Source organism: Martelella mediterranea (assembly GCF_021021415.1).
GTDB classification, from domain to species: Bacteria; Pseudomonadota; Alphaproteobacteria; order Rhizobiales; family Rhizobiaceae; genus Martelella; species Martelella mediterranea_C.
Genome location: NZ_JAINWJ010000049.1, coordinates 1 through 19,253, shown reverse-complemented (window position 1 = coordinate 19,253; position 19,253 = coordinate 1). Strand labels below are relative to the sequence as shown.

The window sequence follows — 19,253 nt, the reverse complement described above, 5'->3', positions numbered from 1 at the left end:
GTGCTTCCGGAGCCCCCCGCCGACGACCAGGGCCCGATGCTGCTCAGCGCCAATGAGTTGGTCTATAACCACGACACCCAGCAGGTCTACGCGCTTGGCGGCGTGCAGATTTATTACGCCGGCTACCGCATGGTCGCCAACAAGGTCGAATATGACCAGAAGGCCGGCAAGCTGTTGGCCTTCGGCGGCATCGAGGTCGTCGACCCCGACGGCAATCGCCTGCGCGCCGAAAAGCTCGACGTCACCGACGACTTCGCCAACGGCTTTCTCGAAGCCATCAGCGTGCGCACCCCGGAAGATATCGCGATCGCCGGCGAGCGCGCCGAGCGAATCGACAATGATGTCATGGTGCTGGAAAACGGCGTCTACACCGCCTGCATTCCCTGCGCGGAAAATCCGGAAAAGCCGCCCTTCTGGCAGATCAGGGCCCAGCGCGTCATCCAGAACGGCGTCGAAAAGACGGTGCGGCTGGAGCATCCGCGATTCCAGCTTCTGGGCCACACCATCGCGATCCTGCCGACCGTGACGGTTCCCGACGCCAGCGTAAAGCGCAAGCGCGGTTTTCTGTTCCCCTCGGCAACCGTCGAGGAGAATCTCGGCTTCGGCATTTCCGTGCCTTACTACATTCCGCTTGGCCCGAGCGCGGACGTCACCTTCACCGGGACAGGCTACACCCAGCAGGGCTTCCTGCTTGAGGCGGAGTATCGCAAGCGCTACCGCAACGGCCAGCACACGCTGCGCATGGCCGGCATCGACCAGTTGGGCAGCAGCCGCTTCCCCGCCGGCACCAGCGATGCCGACAATGACCTGCGCGGCATGATCGCCTCCACCGGCGAGTTCCAGATCAACCCGCGCTGGGTGTTCGGCTGGGATGTCATGGTGCAGAGCGACACCAATTTCGCGCGGACCTATTCGATTGACGGCCATGACGACCGGATTTTCAATAACCAGGTCTATCTGGAAGGTCTCGGCAAGCGCAGTTCGCTCTCCATCAAGGGCAATTATTTCGACGTTCAGGACGCCAACAGCCAGAACGCCAACGAGGACGAGCAGGCGATCGTTCTGCCGGTGATCGATTACGATTATATCGCCCCGCGCCCGTTCGCCGGCGGCGAACTTTCCGTGACCAACAACCTCACAAATATCGTCCGGCAGAAGAACGATGTTGTCGAGACCACGGTCAACGACCGCTTCCTTGGGCTTCAGGGCAACAGCACGCGGCTGACCAGCGAGGTCGAGTGGAAGAAGACCTTCACAACGCCGCAGGGCCTCCAGCTTACGCCGATCCTGGCCGCGCGCGCCGACGGTTACCTGCTGAACGTCGACAATCCGAACCAGATCGCGCCGGGCACCTACAACTACGCCGGCAATTTCGTCGATCAGGATGCCGCCGCCCGTGCCATGCTGACGGCGGGCCTGGAAGTCAAATACCCGATGCTGATCACCAACGGCTTCAGCTCGCATATCGTCGAGCCGATCGGCCAGATCTTCGTCCGCCCGGACGAGCGGTATGCCGGCGGGCTGCCGAACGAGGACAGCCAGAGCTTCGTGTTCGATGCCACCACGCTGTTTGATCGCGACAAGTTCTCCGGCTATGATCGCGTCGAGGGCGGCACCCGCGCCAATATCGGGCTGCGCTATCGCGGCGTCTACGACAACGGAATCATGGTCGACGGGCTTTTCGGCCAGTCCTTCCAGCTTGCCGGCGCGAACTCGTTCGCCTCACCGGATCTGGTTGGCGTCGGTATGGAATCCGGGCTTGAAACAGAACGCTCCGATTATGTCGGCGCGGCCCAGATTTCTTTCCCCTTCGGCGTCGGCCTCAACGCCTCCGCCCGTTTCGACGAGACCGATTTTTCGCTGCAGCGCACGGATGCCGGCATCACCTACACCTCCGCCCGCTTCGACACCGCGCTCGACTACACCAATGTCATGGCCCAGCCCGGCTATGCCTATGACGAGCGCAACAGCGAGATTAAATCCACCAGCACCTTCCGGTTCAACGACAATTGGGGCGTCTCGGGCTCGTTGACCTACGACCTCAGCAACAATGTCCTGACGCGCCGCTGGGTAGGGTTGACCTATGAGGACATCTGCACCCTGTTCTCGATCACCTACCAGGAAAGCTGGGACACCGACGACGCCAAGGGCGTCGACTGGACGATCGGCGCGCGCCTGACGTTGCGCACGCTCGGCGATATCGCGATCGGCTCCGACAATTTCGGCGGCAGTTTCTAGAATTATTTCGCTTTTACGTGGGAAAATCTGAGACCGGTAAGAACTCGGCAATGCGACGGGATGCCATCCTTGCCAAGAAACGGAACGCTCTCAGAGACCGATCCGTTACGCCGGCCCGATCAGGCGAGCGAAGTCTCCCAGCGTAAAGCCGATTTCCTTTACCACCAGCCACCACAGCGCGAACACCACGGCCGAGACCGCCGAGGTCCACAGCACCACGCGCCAGGGGCGGAATTTGTGGGGCGCGCTCTCGGTGGTGCCGGGCACGACGTCGCCTGCCTCATCCTGGGTCCTGAGGCCGAACGGCAACACGGCGAACAAGGTGATCCACCAGATCACGAAATAAACAGCAAACGCGGAAAACACCGACACGTATCAACCTCCGACCGGATGGGCGCCGACATTCTGTCGCAATTCGTACCGGCCAGACATAACCGGTCCGTCGCTTGCGCCATCCTGCTCGCCCCTCCTTAAACCGTTTACCCCGCTCAAAGCAACGGCGGGAACCTTGGGCGGATCGACGCATTACCGCAAAAGAAGCTCAACAGCTCACGATCGGAGGCAGACATGACCGGCAAGGCACAACAGAAGGCAATCGCCAAGGCAGTCCTCGAGCGCTATCCCGAAAGCTACGCGGAAGCGCTTCATATCAATGTCGGCAAGAACACGCCGGCTCCTCTCTATCAATGGCTCCTGTGCTCATTGCTGATGAGCGCGCGCATCAACGCCAACCAGGCCCGGCAGGCAGCCGCGGCGCTTTTCGACACCGGCTGGACGACGCCCGAGAAGATGGCGGCGACGACCTGGGAGCAACGCGTCAAGGTTCTGAACGAGAACGGCTATGCCCGCTATGACGAGAGCACCGCTCGCTATATCGCCGACACCACGAAGATCATCACTGATCGATACGCGGGCGATCTGCGCAATCTCCGCAAGGAGGCGGAGAACGATCCGGAGCGGGAGAGAGCGTTGCTTCAGCAATTCAAGGGCATCGGCAATGTCGGCGCGGATATCTTCTTCCGCGAGGTCCAGGTGGTGTGGGAGGAGCATTATCCCTTGGTCGACCACAAGGCGGCGGAGGCTGCCACCGATCTGGGGCTCGATAGCGAGGCGCTGGCCGATCTGGCCGGCAAGCGGGAGAACCTCCCCCGCCTGCTGACCGGGCTTGTACGCGCAGCGCTTGACGAAGCGAAAGACGACATACTGAAGGCGGCGGCCTGATACAGCCGCCGCCTCGCTCGCCGATCAGAAGCAATCGGCGAGCAACGCTTTGGTGTTCGCCAGAGTCATCTCGACCGGATTGCCGCCGGTGCTCGGGTCTTCCATGGCCATTGCCGCCAGTTCATCGATCCTGTCCGGCTTGATGCCCATGGCCGTCAGCGTATCCGGCACATCAAGAGCCGCCCTGAACTCCAGAATGAAGTTGTAAAAACCTTCATAACCACCTGAAATCTGAAGATAATCAGCAGCCAACTTCAGCCTGCCCTCAATCTTCTCGCGATTGAAGCGCAGCACCGGCGGCATCACCACGGCGTTGGTCATGCCGTGATGGGTGTTGTAGACCGCGCCGATGGGATGGGAGATCGCATGGATCGCGCCGAGGCCTTTCTGGAAGGCAACGGCGCCCATGGCGGCGGCGCTCATCATCTCCGCGCGGGCGTCGATATCGTTGCCATCCGCATAGACGCGCGGGAGATTGTCCTTAACCAACCGCATGCCCTCAAGCGCGATTCCCTGCGACATCGGGTGGTAATGCGGCGAGCAATAGGCCTCCAGGCAATGCGCCAGCGCATCGAGCCCGGTGCCCGCGGTGATCACCTTCGGCATGCCGACCGTCAGTTCGGGATCGCAGATGACGATGCCCGGCAGCAGTTTCGGGTGAAAGATGATTTTTTTCACATGGGTTTCGGAATTGGTGAGAACCCCTGCCCGGCCGACTTCCGAACCGGTGCCCGCCGTGGTCGGCACCGCGATGATCGGCGCGATCTTGCTGGCATCCGCCCGCGTCCACCAGTCGCCGATATCCTCGAAATCCCAGACCGGACGGGTCTGGCCCGGCATCATCGCCACCAGCTTGCCGAGATCGAGGCCCGAACCGCCGCCAAAGGCGATCACGCCGTCATGGCCGCCATTGACATAGGCCTTCACGCCGGCGGCGAGGTTGTTCTCGTTCGGATTGGGGTCGACATCGGAAAACAGGCCCGCCTCAAGCCCGCCATCGGCGAGGATCGCCAGCGCTTGTCTGGTGATCGGCAGGCCGGCCAGCCCCTTGTCGGTGACCAGCAGCGGGCGCTTGATGCCGAGGCTGTTGCAGGCATCGGCAAGTTCGACGATCCGTCCGGCGCCGAATTTTATGGCGGTCGGATAGCTCCAATTGGCTCTCGGGCTCATTTCGTGACTTTCTTCAGATGATAGGATTTCGGCCGGGTGAGATTGTGGAAACCGATGACCGAGAGCGATCCGCCGCGCCCGGTATTCTTGCAGCCGGTCCAGCACAGGCCGGGGTCGAGATAATCGGCGCGGTTCATGAAGATGGTGCCCGTCTCGATCCGCGCGCCAAGTGCTGCCGCGCGGTCGGCATCTTCAGTCCACAGCGATGCTGTCAGGCCGTACTGGCTGTCGTTCATCAGCGTCAGCGCCTCCTCATCGGACGACACCTTCATGATCCCGACGACGGGGCCGAAGCTTTCCTCCCGCATCACGCTCATCGAGTGATCGACATCGACCAGCACCTGCGGGGCGAGATAGGCGCCGCCGTCATCTTCCGGAAACAGCGCCGGATCGACCAACGCCTTTGCGCCGGCGGCAACCGCCTCTTCGATCTGCTGGCGCACGACCGCGGCGAACCGCTTGTGCGCCATCGGGCCGAGCGTGGTTTCGCTGTCGAGCGGATTGCCGAGCTTGTAGGCGGAAGCAAAGGCCACCGCCTTTTCCACGAAGGCGTCGTAGAGGCTGTCGATCACATAAATGCGCTCGATGCCGCAGCAGCACTGGCCGGCATTGAACATCGCCGCGTCCATCAGCGTCGCGACGGCGGCGTCGAGATCGGCGTCGTCCATGACATAGCCCGGATCCTTGCCGCCAAGCTCCAGGCCGAGCGGGGTGAAGGTGCCGGCGGCGGCCCGCTCCATTTCACGCCCGCCTTCAACGGAACCGGTGAAGTTGATGAAATCAAAGGTTTTTACGGCAATCAGCTCGCTGGTCGTCGCATGATCGAGGAAGATGTTCTGGAACAGGTCCTCGGGAATTCCGGCGGAGACGAAGGCCTTCACGATACGCTCGCCGACCAGCAGCGTCTGGCTGGCATGCTTGATGATCACCGCATTGCCGGCGATCAGGCCCGGCACGATGGTGTTGATCGACGTCAGATAGGGGTAGTTCCACGGCGCAATGACGAGAACGACGCCGTGCGGCTCGCGGGCGATGTAACGGCGAAAATCGCCGCTGTCCTCGACCTCGATCGGCGCCAGCGCCTGTTCGGCGATCTTCGCCATATAGTCCGCGCGCTCGTTAACGCCGCCGAACTCACCGCCATAGCGCACCGGCCGGCCCATCATCCAGGCAAGCTCCTGCACCACCTCGTCGCTCATGGCGTTGAGCGCCTTCACGCCGGCCTGCACCAGCGCGATCCGCTCCGAAAGCGGCCGTGCGGCCCATTCCTTCTGCGCCACGCGCGCCCGCTCAACGGCGCTCTTCGCCGCCGTGGCCGAAAGCGCCCCGCGCTCGGCATAGACCGATCCGTCGACCGGCGAGATACATTGGATCATTGTCATGATCGGCATCCTGTTGTCTTGATAATCTCGTTTCGCTCGCGCCGCTCAAAGTCAGGCGCGTTCGAACCCGCGCGCCACTTCCCAGTCCGTGACGCGGCGGTCATATTCTTCCTGCTCCCATTCCGCCGCGCGGCAATAATGGTCGATCACATCGTCGCCGAAGGCCTTGCGCAGCATGTCGGAGCCGTTCAGCGCCTCGCGCGCGGCGCGCAATGTCTTCGGGATTTCTCGGACATCGGCGGCGCTGCCATAGGCGTCGCCGACATAGGGCTCCTCCAGCGTCATTTCCTTCTCGATGCCGTCGAGACCCGCCGCCAGAAGCGCCGCAAAGGCGAGATAGGGATTGAGATCGGCGCCGCCGACGCGGCATTCGATGCGGATGCCTTTCGAATGATCACCGCAAAGGCGGAAGCCGGCCGTGCGGTTGTCCTTCGACCAAATCGCCTTGGTGGGCGCGAAGGTGCCTGCCATGAAGCGCTTGTAGGAATTGATATAGGGCGCCAGGAAATAGGTGATCTCGGCGGAATGGGCGAGCAGGCCGGCCACATAATGCTCCATCAGCTTCGACATGCCGAACCGCCCGTCGGGATCGTAGAACAGCGGCGTCTTGCCATCCTTGCTCCACAGCGACTGATGGACATGGGAGGAGTTGCCGGCTGCGTCGTAATTCCACTTGGCCATGAAGGTGACGGCCTTTCCCTTCTGCCAGGCGATTTCCTTGCAGGCATTCTTGGCGATCACGTGGCGGTCGGCCATGGTCAGCGCATCGGCATAGCGGACATTCAGTTCCGCCTGCCCCGCATCCGCCTCGCCCTTGGTGTTTTCGACCGGGATACCCGCGCCCTGCAAGCCGTTGCGGATCGCCCGCATCACATCCTCCTCCTTGGTGGTCTGGAGAATGTGGTAGTCCTCGTTATAGGCGCTGGAGCGGGTCAGCCCGCGATAGCCGGATTGCTGTGCGCTCTCGAATGTCTGGTTGAACAGGAAGAACTCCAGCTCCGTCGCCATGAAGGCGCGGTAGCCGTGGTCTTCCAGCCGGGCGATCTGTTTCTTCAGGATCGCGCGCGGCGAATGGGCGACGACCGAATGGGTAGCGTGGTCGGACACATCGCACAGCACCAGCGCAGTGCCTTCCAGCCAAGGCACGCGGCGCAGCGTCGAAAGATCGGGCGTCATGGTGTAGTCGCCATAACCAGAAGCCCAGCTCGTCGCGGCATAGCCTTCGACGGTGTGCATCTCCATGTCGGTCGCCTGGACGTAATTGCAGCTATGGGTTTCCTTGTGGGCGCTATCGACGAAATGCGTCCCCGTGAAACGCTTGCCCATCAGGCGACCCTGCATGTCGATCTGGCAGACGAGAACGGTGTCGATGCTGCCGTCCGCGACATCCTTTTTCAGTTGGTTGAATGTGTATTCCGCGCTCATCGGGTTCATCCTGTGGTTCATGCAGTCGTCCGGAGCAGGAACACTCCGGACGACCGGTGTCAATGGTGTGGCTGCCCGGGCATACGGTGTGCACCGGCCTCTTCCCCTCTCATGCGTCATGCTCGGGCTTGACCCGAGCATCCAGGCGACACGGAGAACGCTGCCTGGACCCTCGGGTCAAGCCCGAGGGTGACTCAGAAAAGGAGGGACGGCTTGGCGAACAGAAACACTTCCCGCCCCGGCAGCCTCGTCAATCAGCCGGCGCGGTAGGGCGGGCCGGCGGCGTTCATGTCGGCCTGATACTGCTTCAGGATCTTGACGACTTCCGCCGTGCGGTCGGTCTCGGCGGCGATCTCGTCCCAGAAGGCATCGGCGGCATCTTCCACCGTCTTCCATTCGGCATCCGGAATGGTGGTCAGTTCCAGCTTCTCGCCATGGGCGCGCAACCGGGCCTCCCCGCCCCAGTACCAGTGCAGGCGGTGGAGGTGCGATGAATCCGTGCACATGCGGAACAGCACCTTGAGGTGCTCCGGCACCTCCGCCCACTTGTCAGAATTGACGAAGAACGAGCCGCACCAGCCGCCGGAAATGTTGTTGGTCAGGAAGTAGTTGGTCACATCCGCCCAGCCGACGGTGTAGTCCTCGGTGATGCCCGACCATGCCAGACCGTCAAGCTCGCCGGTCTGCATCGCAACCTGCACGTCTTCCCAGGGCAGCGTGACCGGCACGACGCCGAACTGCGACAGGAACTTGCCGGCCGTCGGGAAGGTGAAGATGCGCAGTCCTTCGAGATCGGACAGGCTCTTGACCGGATTGACGGTGGCGAAGTTGCACGGGTCCCAGGCGCCGGCGGAAATCCACTGCACGCCGACCTCCGAATAGGCCTTCTCCCAGATATCGGCGAGTCCGTATTCATAAAACAGCGTCGGCACATCGAGGCTGAACTTCGAGGCGAAGGGGAAGTAGCCGCCGAATACCTTGATATCGAGCGGCGAGTTCATCGAATCGTCGTCCGACTGAACGGCGTCGATCGTGCCGGCCTGCATGGCGCGGAACAGTTCGCCGGTCGGCACCAACTGGTCGGCGGTGAAGAGCTGGATCTCCATCTCGCCGTTCGCCGCCTTGTTGAAGTTGTCGATGCAGTCCTTCACCACATGTTCGGCCAGCGCCGGACCGGCATAGGTCTGGAGGCGCCAGGTGATCTTCGACTGCGCGCGAACGACGGCGGGCGCGGCGAGCGCGGATGCGCCGGCTGCTGTCGCCAGACCGGCATTCCTGAGAAATGTACGTCTGCTGTTCATGTCCGTTTCCCTCTGTTTTATCGAAATCCGGCCTCATGCCGCATTTCGCATTTTCCCGGCAAAGCCGGCTCCAGCGCGCCTCCCGCTCCCTCAGCGCGCATAGACAAGGTTCGGCAGCCACAGCGCGATCTGCGGGAATGCCGTGACGATCGCCAGACCGATGATCATGATGATCACGAACGGCCAGACGGAGCGGTAGATATCGACAAGCGATATTTCGGGCGGGGCCATGGCCCGCATGAGAAAGAGATTGTAGCCGAAGGGCGGCGTCATATAGGCGATCTGGCAGGTGATGGTATAGAGCACGCCATACCAGACGAGATCGAAGCCAAGATGACCGACCAGCGGCACGTAAAGCGGCGCGACAATCACCAGCATCGCCGTGTCATCGAGGAACGTGCCCATGATGATGTAGGAAATCTGCATCAGGATCAGGATTTCCCAGGGGCCGAGTTCCCATTTTTCGAGCAGCAGATGCTCCAGCGCCCGGACCGCGCCAAGCCCATCGAATACCGCGCCGAAGCAGAGGGCGGCGACGATGATCCACATGAACATGCAGGAAATGCCGAGCGTCTGCTCCATCGTCCGGTTCAAGAGCTTCCATGTCAGGCGACGCTTGACGAGGGCGGCGACCAGCGCCGAAAGCGCGCCGATCGCTGCACTTTCCGTCAGGCTGGTGACGCCCATCAGGAACAGGCCCATCATCAGGAAGAAGATCAGGAACGGGATGATGCCGGCCCTGAGCAGCTTCAGCTTCTCGGCCAGCGGCATGTCGCGCTCTTCCTTGGGAAGCGCGGGCCCGAGCGCCGGGTTCATGCGGCAGCGGATGACGATGTAGATCACAAACATAGCGGCGAGCATCAGGCCCGGCAGCGCGCCCGCGACCCAGAGCTTGCCAACCGGCTGGCGGGCGATCATGCCGTAAAGCACCAGAACCACGCTCGGCGGCACCAGAATGCCGAGCGAGGAACCGGCCTGAATGACGCCCGAGACCATGATCTTGTCATAGCCGCGCCTCAGGAGTTCCGGCAGCGCAATGGTCGCGCCGATCGCCATGCCGGCGACCGACAAGCCGTTCATGGCCGAAATCACCACCATCAGCCCGATGGTTCCGACCGCAAGGCCACCGGGCAACCCGCCCATCCAGACGTGGAACGCTTTGTAGAGGTCTTCGGCAATGCCCGATTCCGACAGCATGTAGCCCATGAAAATGAACAGCGGCAGCGTCAGCATCGGATACCACTTCATCAGCTTCATGCTGGCCGAGAATCCGAGTTCGGTGCCGCCCGTGCCCCAGAGCGCGGCTGCCGCCACCACGCCGACAAAGCCGATCGCCGCGAACACGCGCTGGCCGGTCAGCATGGTCATCATCATCGAGAAGAACAGCAGAAGCGCGATCATTTCATAGGAGAGGTTCATGCCATGTCCCTCCCCAGCGCTTTCGCCAGATCCTTGAAGAAGATCGATGTGGTCTGCAGGAACATCAGGAAAATGCCGGCCACCATGACGATCTTGATCGGCGCCATATAGGGCGACCAGCTTGAATAGGAGGTCTCGCCGTATTTCAGCGCGTATTGGGTGGAGGACACCCCGCCGATCAGCAGAAAGATGAGGTAGGTGAACAGCATGATCACCGTGATGGCATCGACCGCCGCCTTCTGGCGCGGCGTCCAGCGGCCATAGATCAGGTCCATGCGCACATGGCTGTCGAGCTGAAGCGAATAGGCGCCGCCGAGGATGTAATAGGCGGTCATCACGAACTGCGCCATTTCCAGCGTCCAGAGCGACGGGTTGAACATGGTCTTCGAGATCGACGACCACAGCAGGATGCCCATCATCACGAAGATCAGCCACATCGCGATGCGCCCGACCACGCGGTTGAAGCCGTCGACATAGCGCACATAGGTCCTGATCGCCTGCGGCATCATCCGGCCTCCCCGCCAATGCACTCGCCGAGAAGCCCGGCGATGAAGCCCGCGGCCTTCGCCTGCCCGGCCGGGTCGGCAATCAGATCGTTGCGGATTTCGATCATGACATTCGGGAGCCGACGCGACAGCGCATGGCGACGCAGCGTGTGGGTCACGCCATCGACAGGTGCATAGGGTTCGTTGCGGCGCACGTCGTATCCGCCCGCGACCTTTGCCAGCATGCAATCGGCAAGCCGGCTGTCGCTGTCATGCAGAATGCCGATCTCGACATCGCGCGTGACGCCCTTGAAGACCGGCGTGAAGGAATGGATGGTGACGATCACGGGCGAACGCCCGGCATTCTGGCGCGCGACAAGCAGATCATCGATCGCCTTGTGGAACGGGTGGTAGAGCGCATCCGCCCGGGCGTCGCGTTCGGCCGTACTCAGACCACGATTGCCGGGGACCCCGAAAACTTCGCTGATTTCCGGAATGGCATCCTTCGCCTCGGGCGGCCGGTTGCAGTCATAGGCAAGCCGCGAGAAACGCTGGTGAATGAGGGTGGCGTCGAGCGCTTCACTGAGCAGCATGGCAACCGCAAGCGCGCCGGGGTCCCAGGCAATATGGCTTTCGAGCAGCTCTTCGCTCAGCCCCATATCGCCGAGGGCCTCCGGAACACGCCGGCTGGCATGTTCGCAGATCAGCACGATATCGCTTTTCGCTTCCGCGCGTTCGATGGCAACAGGCACACCGTCGCGGGCGCTCAAGAGCCCCGACATTTCCAGCATCCGATCCCCTGATTTTTGTATTTCTTGTTTTGTAAATAGTTCTTCAGAACGCCGACGTTGTCAATCGCAGGATGAAAACTTCTCTTCATTTTTGCCATTGACGGAATTGGCGCCGCATCTCTTAATGAGCGCGAACCATGGAGCAGAGCGTGAACGAACCAGTCCGGACAGTCGCCGACATTATCGCCGCCAGCTATGAGGGGCTGACGCGGTCAGAGAAGCGGCTGGCCGACACGATCCGGGAGAACTATCCGGTCTCCGGCCTCGGCAGCATCACAACGCTTGCCGAAAACGCCGAAGTGTCGACGCCGACGGTCGCCCGCATGGTGCAGAAGCTCGGTTTCAAAGGCTATGGCGAGTTTCAGGCGCGGCTTCATCAGGAGCTGGAGGCGACGCTTTCCAATCCGATCGCCAAGCATGACCGCCTCGCCCGCAACGTGCCCGAGACCCATATCCTGAACCGCTTCGGCGAGGCCGCGATCGACAATATGCGCCGCACGCTGTCACAACTCGACCAAGCGACCTTTTCAGGCGCCGCCGAGCTTCTCTCCGATCTCGATCGCGCGATCTATTTCGTCGGCGGCCGCATCACCGGCGCGCTCGCCAGCTATTTCTTCACCCATATGCAGGTGATCCGGCCGAAGACGACGCTGATGTCGTCCAACTCCTCCTCATGGCCGCAGCACATGCTGAACATGGCCGAGGGCGATGTACTGGTGATCTTCGATATCCGTCGCTACGAGCAGGACATGGCGGTGCTGGCGCGGGTGGCGAAGGAAAACGGGCTGGAAATCATCCTGTTCACCGACCAGTGGGCCTCCCCGGTCGCCAAATTCGCCCGCCACACCTTCCGCGTCCACATCGAGGTTCCCTCCGCCTGGGACTCCTCGATCGTCACTTTGTTCGTGGCCGAGGCACTGATCGAGGCGGTGCAATCGAAAAGCTGGGCCAAGACCCGCGAACGCATCAGCGTGCTGGAGGGGCTGTTCGAGCAGAGCCGGCTGTTTCGGCGACCGGGGTGAGAGGCGGTAGACGTAGAAAGGCAGAGCGGCAAAGGCCAAGCCCGAAGAGGCCAACCAGTTCAGCGGCATTTCCGGTACGTTCCACAAACTCCCCCCCTTTGCTTGGGTCACCTTCGGGCTTGACCCGAGGGACCAGGCAGAATTCTCGGCAACGGCTTTGAGCCTACAGCAAAGCCATCCGTCCGAGCGCCAACATCACCGCAAACGTAAGCGTTGAGCGCACGGCCTTGATACATGCCTGACACTTCGCCATTATCCGATTTCGGAGTTCCGCCAGGACGGCAAGGATCATGCCTGGGTGCGATATCTCGATGGCGCCCAGACGGAGGCCGACGTCTTTTTCCTCTCGAAGTTCGCCAACGTCGAAAAGCCCTATCGCCACTCCATGATCGGCCGTGGCAAGCAGGCGATCATCGTCACGTTCCGGAAGAATGACGATCTGTTTTCCGGCAATCCGGCCGTGCTGGTCGAGCCGCCGCCGCTGCCGCTCTACGACCCGCACCGCGACGATACCGTCGGCGGCATTGGCCCGCAGCGTTTCGATAATCCCGCGACCTGGACGCCAACGCTTAGTCCGGCCGTGATCGCCTACAACATCGCCCGCGGCATGCGGCACGCCGGCGGCTGGTATTATGGCGGCCAGAACGTCGAGGCGCTCCGGCTTCCGCCGTCCGACTGGATGGCGGCCGCCAACGAATGCGACATAACTGCACACGGCGCGCAGCAATATCGCGCCGGCATCGAGATCGATGTCAGCGCCGAGCCGCTCGATGTGCTGGAGCAGTTCCGGCTTGCCTGCAACGGCGTCTTCGTCGAGGGCGGCGGCGTGCTGAAGCTCGCGGTCGGCGGGCCAGGCGCGGCCGTCTATGCCTTCACCGACGCGGACGTCATCATCACCAAGCCGCAGCAGCTCGATCCCTGGCCGTCGCTCTCCGATACCCACAACACGATCTCCGCCTCCTATCCCGAGCCGGGCGACAAATGGGCGCGCAAGGACGCGCCGGAATATGCCCAGGACGCGGCGGTTGCCGCCGATGGCCGCAGCCTGGCGCAATCGGTGACCTTCGCCGCCGTGCCATGGTCGGAGCAGGTCCAGCACCTGCAAAAGACCATGATCGAGGACGGGCGGCGGATGCGCGTTCACACCCTCGTTCTGCCGCCGCCCTCGCGCCTGCTGGAAGCCGGCGACGTGATCGCCTGGACGAGCGCGCGCAACAATTATCAGGACAAGGCCTTCCAGATCACCACGCTGACGCGCCTGCCGGGCTCGCTCAGCCAGGTCACGATCAAGGAGATCGATCCCGCCGACTACGATCCGCCGTCGATCGTCATTCCGCCGACGACGGGTCTGCTCGGTCGGGGAACGCCGCCGGTGCAGATCATGAAGGGCTGGACCGTGGAGCCCGCCTCCATGGCCGATGGCAATGGCGTCGGCCGGTTGGCCGCCATCAAGGTCTCCTGTGGCGCGGGCATCGATGGCGTGACGGCCGTGGTCGTGCAGGTGCGCGTCCGCGACACCGGCCAGATGCTGTTTTCCGGTCATACGACGGCTTACGAGGAGCCCTACTCCTGGCTGATCGGCCCGCTGCCGTCGAAGACATGGGTCGAGGCGCGCGGGCGGTTCATCTCCGACCTCGTGCGGAACCAGGCATGGTCCGACTGGCTGGAAGTCGAAACGCCGAATGTCATGGAGGACCTTGGCGTCAGACTGGATACGGTCGGCGAGGACATCCGCAAGCGCTTCGAGGAGCTTCAGGCCGATCTCGACCGCTCGATCAGGCGCTCCTCCGAGCTTGCAGCGGCGCTTTCGCTGCAAGGCTCCGTCGGCCTTCTCGACCGTCAGGTCTTGCGTCAGCAGAGCGGCGAGGCGCTGGCGCAGATCATCGAGGAAAGGCTGGTGCGCGCCAGTGAGGATGAAGCGCTTGCCCAGACGCTTGAACTGGTCGGCGCCGAGATCGTCGATGTCTCCGCATCGGTTGTCGAGGAACGCCAGGCGCGCGTGACCGCCGACGAGGCGATCGCGCAGCAGACATCGGCCGTGACCGCGTTGCTGAACGAGAACTTCGCGGCCGGTCAGGTGAAGTTCGCAGCCACCGCCAACCAGAGCGGCGTCAATGCCCGCTTCTCCGTCCTCCTGAGGGCCGGCACGGGCAGCGGCTATCACGAAAGCGGCCTCTACCTCGAAATCTACACCGAGGGCGGCGTTCAGCGCTCACGCTTTGCCGTCAACGCCGACCAGTTCGTGGTGCTCAACAATGGCCAGCGGCCATTCCTGTTCGAAGGCGGCGTCCTGAAGCTCAACGCCAGCCATATCGGCACGATCGTCGCCGGTCTGTTGCGCGGCTCCAGCGGCAAGACGCGGCTCGATCTCGACAATGATTACCTTTCGGTGAGCGACTGATGGCAACGCGATTTCTCATGACGGCCGGCCGCATCCTGCTGACCAAGCCAGGATATGATGCCTATGACGGCGGGATTTCCGACCGGCACAAGCTGTTTGACTCCAACTGGAATTTTTCAGGCGTTTTGATCGCGGCCGGGACCATCACGGACCCGGCGCCGGTCAACGGAAACGACGGCCTGACCTCGACCGCATCGCCGCTGGTCATCCACTTTCCCTCGCCCGGCTATGTGCCGGCCGCCTATGTCACCTTCGAGAACCAGGGCGCGAGCACGCCCTATGACGGCGCGGGCTTTGGCGAGCTGCGGATAGAAGACAGCACCGTGGAAGATGGTTCCAGGGTCTATGCCGATCGGCTTGAGCTTTCTCGGCCGTCCATCCCCGGCGGCGGCTATCGCCGATATCGCGGGCTCATCCACTATCGCGTGTTTGGGGTCTGATCATGGCGAGACGCATCATCATCGGCAGACATCCGGGCTTCGGCGTTTCCGGCGCGTTCCTGAGCCGGCCCGGCGACGACGTCGTCAACCCGACCGGCGCGTTGCTGCTCGATTCCCGATACCAGAACGTGGCGGTGCACGCCGAGGGCCGCTTTCGCATGGGGCGGACCACCGGCAACGGCTATTCGACATGGTGGGCGACGGTCAATTTCCCCGACCTTGGCTACAGGCCGCTGTTCTACGGCTCGATGACCTACGCCAATCCGCACAATGCCAACGCGGTCCCGGTGGACTCCAACTATTACCCGACAAGCAGTTGCGTCAATCGCGACACCACGCTTGGCGAGGTCCCGTTCTTCTTCGGCGTCTGGCTGGAAAACAACTGGACGATCAAGGCCAAGACCTACGCCGACACCGGCCCGCGCAACGCGGATTTCGACTTCTATTACATCATCCTGAAGAGGGCGACATGACGCGGCGGGTGTTCATCGGCAATGACAATGGCGCGTTCCGTTTTCGCGTCTCCATGCCCAGTCACGATGCGCTGACGGCGGCCGACCAGCATCTGACCATCAAGGAAGGCATGCGGCCGCTGACGCCGAAGGAGGTGGTGACCGCATGGCTTGCCGCGCGCTCTTCCGGCGGCCCGCCCTCCACGGTGATGATCAACACGGCGAAAGACTACGGGCTTCCGCCCTTCATCGTGCTCAAGGCAACGGACAACACCATCCCCGGCGAGAAGACCTTCTACGCCCGTTTCGAGCCCTATTACGACCGGCTCAGGCTCTACAACATGCTCGGCCGGCCGCTGACCATCTCTGCATTCATCTTCGACGAGGTTATCTGATGACCGCTTACGCCACAGGCACAATCACGCTCACCAACGGATCGAGAGCCGTCACCGGCGATGGCACGGGCTGGACGACGGCGCTGATCGCCGGCGGGGTGATCTATCCGCAGGCGGCAGGCAATCCGCTGCCGATCGCAAGCGTCGACAGCGACACCGCAATCACGGCGGCCACCGAATGGGTCGGCGCGTCCGGCACCTATGCCTATGCTCTGCAGCGGCAGGATGACGCCAATCAGGTGATCGCCAATGCTGCGGCGTTGGCGGACTATATTCGGCGGCTTGACAACGAGACGTTGTCAGCCCTCGCCGGGTTGACGCCGGCGGCCGACAAACTGCCCTACTTCAACGACGCGGGCTCTGCCGCCATCACCACGCTGACGAGCTTCGCGCGATCGCTGCTCGATGACGCGAACGCGAGCAATGCGTTGGCGACACTGGGCGTCTCGACGTTCGCGAAAACCCTGCTGGGCGACGCGGATTCGTCAGAGGCACGGCAGACGCTGGGTACAGAGCCTGAAACGCCTGGCAGGGTCGCGTTTTTCGCGAGGAGTTCAGCGCCGACGGGCTGGCTCAAGGCCAACGGCGCGGCTGTATCCCGCGCAATCTATTCCGGCCTCTACAGTGCGATCGGAACGACTTTTGGCGCCGGCGATGGCGCGACGACCTTCAACCTTCCCGATCTCAGAGGAGAGTTTCTGCGCTCACTTGATGATGGTCGAGGGGTCGACAGCGGCCGTACGCTCGGATCGTTTCAGGGCTCGCAGATGCAGTCGCATACCCACAACTGGTCCGGACCGCGCCGGTATCTTGCTGGCGGCGCGTACCCTTGGGTGGTCGACGGGGGAGCCAATTTCGCCGCAGAAAACGGCACGACATCAGCGGCTGGCGGAGCATCGAACGGCAGCGAAAACCGCCCCCGCAACATCGCGCTTCTTGCCTGCATCAAATACTGACCGGAGCAGATCATGGATATCTATTATTTCAGCGCCGTGACCGGCGAGTATCTCGGGCACGGACAAGCCGATGCGGACCCGCTGGAGAAAGGTCGTTTCCTCGTGCCCGCAAATGCCGTGACCGTTGCGCCGCCCGATGCCGGGCCGGATGAGGCAAGCGTGTTCGTCGACGGGCAATGGTCCCTCGTCGCGGACTATCGGGGACAGACTTGGTTCAGCAAGGACGGTAAAGCTGTCGAGGTCGAAACTCTCGGCGATCCTGGCGAGCTTGGATTGCTTGCGGAAGAACCGATCGTCCCTGCGCCGCCGCCGACGGCTGACGAGCTTGCCGCCTATGCCCGCAACCTCTCCTGGCGCATCCGCGTGGCCGGCACGGATATCAATGGCGTCCAGGTCAGGTGCGATGACGGCGCGATTGCGCTGATCAACGGCATGGCCATGCTCGCCCAGCAGGACGAGGTGCGGACCTTCAACTTCGATGCCGGCGACGGGATGGTGAGCCTGACGGCCGCAGAGGCGATCGCGCTGGCGACGGCCGTCGGCGCGTTCGTGCAATCGACCTTCGATCGCCGCGCGACGGTGCTCGCCGCGATCGCGGATGGCTCCGTTACCGACGCGGCCGCGATCGATGACGCCTTTGCCGATCTGGCGGCGGCGTGGCCTTCGCAAGCATAGCAGGCAGGTGGCCATGGCCTCACGGCCATGGCGCGGCGGGGTCACACTTGGCAGAGAGACCCGCCGGACAGCACAATGAGTTAACTGCCACACCCGCACCCCATAAAGGGCGGCGCGAGTGTGTCTGACTCGTGAGATATTTGAAATGGTAAATCAGCGCCCGGTCGCTCCGACCGTTCCCGCCGCCGGCTATATCGGCGGCAAGCGCATTCTGTCGAAGACCGTGATCGCCAGGATCAATGCGACCCCGCATGATGGCTACGCCGAGCCCTTCGTCGGCATGGGCGGCGTGTTCCTGCGCCGCGATCGCCAGCCGAGGACGGAGGTGATCAACGATATCAGCGGCGATGTCGCCAACTTCTTCCGCATCCTGCAGCGGCACTTTCCGCAGTTCATGGATACGCTCCGCTTCCAGATCTCCGGAAGGCGGGAGTTCGAGCGGCTGATGAAGACCGACCCGTCAACGCTGACCGATCTCGAACGCGCCGCCCGCTTCCTCTATCTCCAGCGCCTCGCCTTCGGCGGCAAGGTCGCCGGCCGGAATTTCGGGGTCAGCAAGACCACCGGCGCGCGCTTCAATCTGGTCAAGCTCGCCTCGACGCTTGAGGACATCCACGAGCGCCTCGCCGGCGTCGTCATCGAATGCCTGCCCTGGCAGGACTTCATCCGCCGCTATGATCGACCAGGCATGCTGTTCTATCTCGACCCGCCCTATTGGGGAAACGAGGCCGATTATGGCGCCGACGTCTTCGGCCGGGAGGATTTCGAGGCGATGGCGGAGGCTTTAGCCGGCCTTCAAGGCACCTTCATACTGTCCTTAAATGCCGTTCAAGGCGTCTTCGAAACCTTCTCACGGTTCGACATCGAGGAGGTCGATTGCACATATTCGATCTCTGACGGCAACAACAAGGGCGTGAAGGAGGTCATCATAACGCCAGCAAAGTCTTTTCGCGTGGCGGCCGAATGAGGCTACCCCCACGGTCAACAGGCTACCACTCTCTATTAGGAAAGACCGCCTTGGGGAAATCAATCCGCCCTTTGATGGATGGACTCTCTAGCCGATTTCTTCAATATTACTTCCGTTTCAACTTACGGAGGGGGAAGACGTGGCTAAAGAGTCGGTTCAAAAAGTGCTTCAAACAAAACTCGCAATTTCTGAGCACAGTTTCCGGACAAACCAACCTCCAAAGTTATCGATATACGAAGCTATGAAGTCCATCCATGCCACATTCGAAGGCCCAACAACACGTCGTGCGGTCGTGGGAGAAAAGATAGTTGAATGCCGGGGATATAAAGAAAAAGAGGATGTTCTGGGGGTCTATCTGGTTGGCTATATCCCGAATGACGAAGTTGGAATTGTTCCGCATACGTCTGAGGACTTGGAGCTTTTCCCGCCACCGGAAAATGCCGATTTTCTGGATGGCGAGATGATGGCACTCATATCTGAGAGGCCGATTTAAAAGTTATTGAGTGATATCAG

At 62.1% G+C, this 19,253-nt stretch carries 19 protein-coding genes; 11 read left to right on the top strand and 8 right to left on the bottom strand.

Annotated elements, in window-relative coordinates; genetic code table 11:
- Positions 1-2,238, top strand: coding sequence for an LPS-assembly protein LptD (locus tag K7H91_RS21290; RefSeq protein ID WP_230722214.1), 2,238 nt, complete (start codon positions 1-3; stop codon positions 2,236-2,238).
- Positions 2,239-2,343: 105 nt separating this feature from the next.
- Here K7H91_RS21290 and K7H91_RS21285 read toward each other — a convergent pair whose 3' ends face one another.
- On the bottom strand, positions 2,344-2,610 hold the full coding sequence (locus K7H91_RS21285; protein WP_230722213.1) for a DUF1467 family protein: 267 nt from the start codon (positions 2,608-2,610) through the stop codon (positions 2,344-2,346).
- Positions 2,611-2,805: 195 nt separating this feature from the next.
- Between K7H91_RS21285 and K7H91_RS21280 the strand changes: the two genes are divergently transcribed.
- Positions 2,806-3,459, top strand: coding sequence for a hypothetical protein (locus K7H91_RS21280; protein WP_230722212.1), 654 nt, complete (start codon positions 2,806-2,808; stop codon positions 3,457-3,459).
- A 24-nt stretch (positions 3,460-3,483) separates the two neighbouring features.
- On the opposite strand, the gene K7H91_RS21275 is transcribed toward K7H91_RS21280, so the two are convergent.
- The 7 genes from K7H91_RS21275 to K7H91_RS21245 all read right to left on the bottom strand — a co-directional run bounded on the left by K7H91_RS21275 (position 3,484) and on the right by K7H91_RS21245 (position 11,423).
- The gene (locus tag K7H91_RS21275; RefSeq protein ID WP_230722211.1) at positions 3,484-4,629 is read right to left on the bottom strand and encodes an iron-containing alcohol dehydrogenase; all 1,146 of its coding nucleotides are present in this window, start codon (positions 4,627-4,629) and stop codon (positions 3,484-3,486) included.
- Entirely contained in the window at positions 4,626-6,011 is a 1,386-nt protein-coding gene (locus K7H91_RS21270; RefSeq protein ID WP_230722210.1) for an aldehyde dehydrogenase family protein, read from the bottom strand. Before K7H91_RS21270 ends, K7H91_RS21275 begins: the two co-directional genes overlap by 4 nt.
- A 51-nt stretch (positions 6,012-6,062) precedes the next feature.
- On the bottom strand, positions 6,063-7,436 hold the full coding sequence (locus K7H91_RS21265) for a glutamine synthetase family protein (RefSeq protein WP_230722250.1): 1,374 nt from the start codon (positions 7,434-7,436) through the stop codon (positions 6,063-6,065).
- A 254-nt stretch (positions 7,437-7,690) separates the two neighbouring features.
- Complete coding sequence (locus K7H91_RS21260; RefSeq protein WP_230722209.1) at positions 7,691-8,737, bottom strand: TRAP transporter substrate-binding protein; 1,047 nt, start codon at positions 8,735-8,737, stop codon at positions 7,691-7,693.
- A 90-nt stretch (positions 8,738-8,827) separates the two neighbouring features.
- Entirely contained in the window at positions 8,828-10,156 is a 1,329-nt protein-coding gene (locus K7H91_RS21255; protein WP_230722208.1) for a TRAP transporter large permease, read from the bottom strand.
- Positions 10,153-10,662 carry a TRAP transporter small permease subunit gene (locus K7H91_RS21250; RefSeq protein ID WP_230722249.1) on the bottom strand — a complete coding sequence of 170 codons (510 nt, stop codon included), beginning with the start codon at positions 10,660-10,662 and terminating at the stop codon, positions 10,153-10,155. Before K7H91_RS21250 ends, K7H91_RS21255 begins: the two co-directional genes overlap by 4 nt.
- Positions 10,662-11,423: an N-formylglutamate amidohydrolase gene (locus K7H91_RS21245; RefSeq protein ID WP_230722248.1), complete on the bottom strand. Its 762-nt coding sequence runs from the start codon at positions 11,421-11,423 to the stop codon at positions 10,662-10,664. The genes K7H91_RS21250 and K7H91_RS21245 overlap by 1 nt, the downstream gene beginning before the upstream one ends.
- A 146-nt stretch (positions 11,424-11,569) precedes the next feature.
- On the opposite strand from K7H91_RS21245, the gene K7H91_RS21240 reads away from it, so the two are divergent.
- The 9 genes from K7H91_RS21240 (at position 11,570) to K7H91_RS21200 (ending at position 19,233) form a co-directional block, all read left to right on the top strand.
- On the top strand, positions 11,570-12,454 hold the full coding sequence (locus K7H91_RS21240; protein ID WP_230722207.1) for a MurR/RpiR family transcriptional regulator: 885 nt from the start codon (positions 11,570-11,572) through the stop codon (positions 12,452-12,454).
- 298 nt (positions 12,455-12,752) lie between these two features.
- Positions 12,753-14,855 carry a phage tail protein gene (locus K7H91_RS21235; RefSeq protein ID WP_230722206.1) on the top strand — a complete coding sequence of 701 codons (2,103 nt, stop codon included), beginning with the start codon at positions 12,753-12,755 and terminating at the stop codon, positions 14,853-14,855.
- Entirely contained in the window at positions 14,855-15,295 is a 441-nt protein-coding gene (locus tag K7H91_RS21230; RefSeq protein ID WP_230722205.1) for a hypothetical protein, read from the top strand. The genes K7H91_RS21235 and K7H91_RS21230 overlap by 1 nt, the downstream gene beginning before the upstream one ends.
- A 2-nt stretch (positions 15,296-15,297) precedes the next feature.
- Positions 15,298-15,768 carry a hypothetical protein gene (locus K7H91_RS21225; protein WP_230722204.1) on the top strand — a complete coding sequence of 157 codons (471 nt, stop codon included), beginning with the start codon at positions 15,298-15,300 and terminating at the stop codon, positions 15,766-15,768.
- Complete coding sequence (locus tag K7H91_RS21220; protein WP_230722203.1) at positions 15,765-16,142, top strand: hypothetical protein; 378 nt, start codon at positions 15,765-15,767, stop codon at positions 16,140-16,142. The genes K7H91_RS21225 and K7H91_RS21220 overlap by 4 nt, the downstream gene beginning before the upstream one ends.
- Positions 16,142-17,098, top strand: coding sequence for a tail fiber protein (locus tag K7H91_RS21215; RefSeq protein WP_230722202.1), 957 nt, complete (start codon positions 16,142-16,144; stop codon positions 17,096-17,098). The genes K7H91_RS21220 and K7H91_RS21215 overlap by 1 nt, the downstream gene beginning before the upstream one ends.
- Before the next feature lie 12 nt (positions 17,099-17,110).
- Positions 17,111-17,773, top strand: coding sequence for a DUF4376 domain-containing protein (locus K7H91_RS21210; RefSeq protein ID WP_230722201.1), 663 nt, complete (start codon positions 17,111-17,113; stop codon positions 17,771-17,773).
- A 145-nt stretch (positions 17,774-17,918) separates the two neighbouring features.
- Positions 17,919-18,740 (top strand): DNA adenine methylase, encoded by an 822-nt coding sequence (locus K7H91_RS21205; protein WP_230722200.1) that lies wholly within the window; start codon positions 17,919-17,921, stop codon positions 18,738-18,740.
- 139 nt (positions 18,741-18,879) lie between these two features.
- Positions 18,880-19,233: a hypothetical protein gene (locus tag K7H91_RS21200; protein WP_230722199.1), complete on the top strand. Its 354-nt coding sequence runs from the start codon at positions 18,880-18,882 to the stop codon at positions 19,231-19,233.
- The last annotated feature ends 20 nt before the right edge of the window (positions 19,234-19,253 follow it).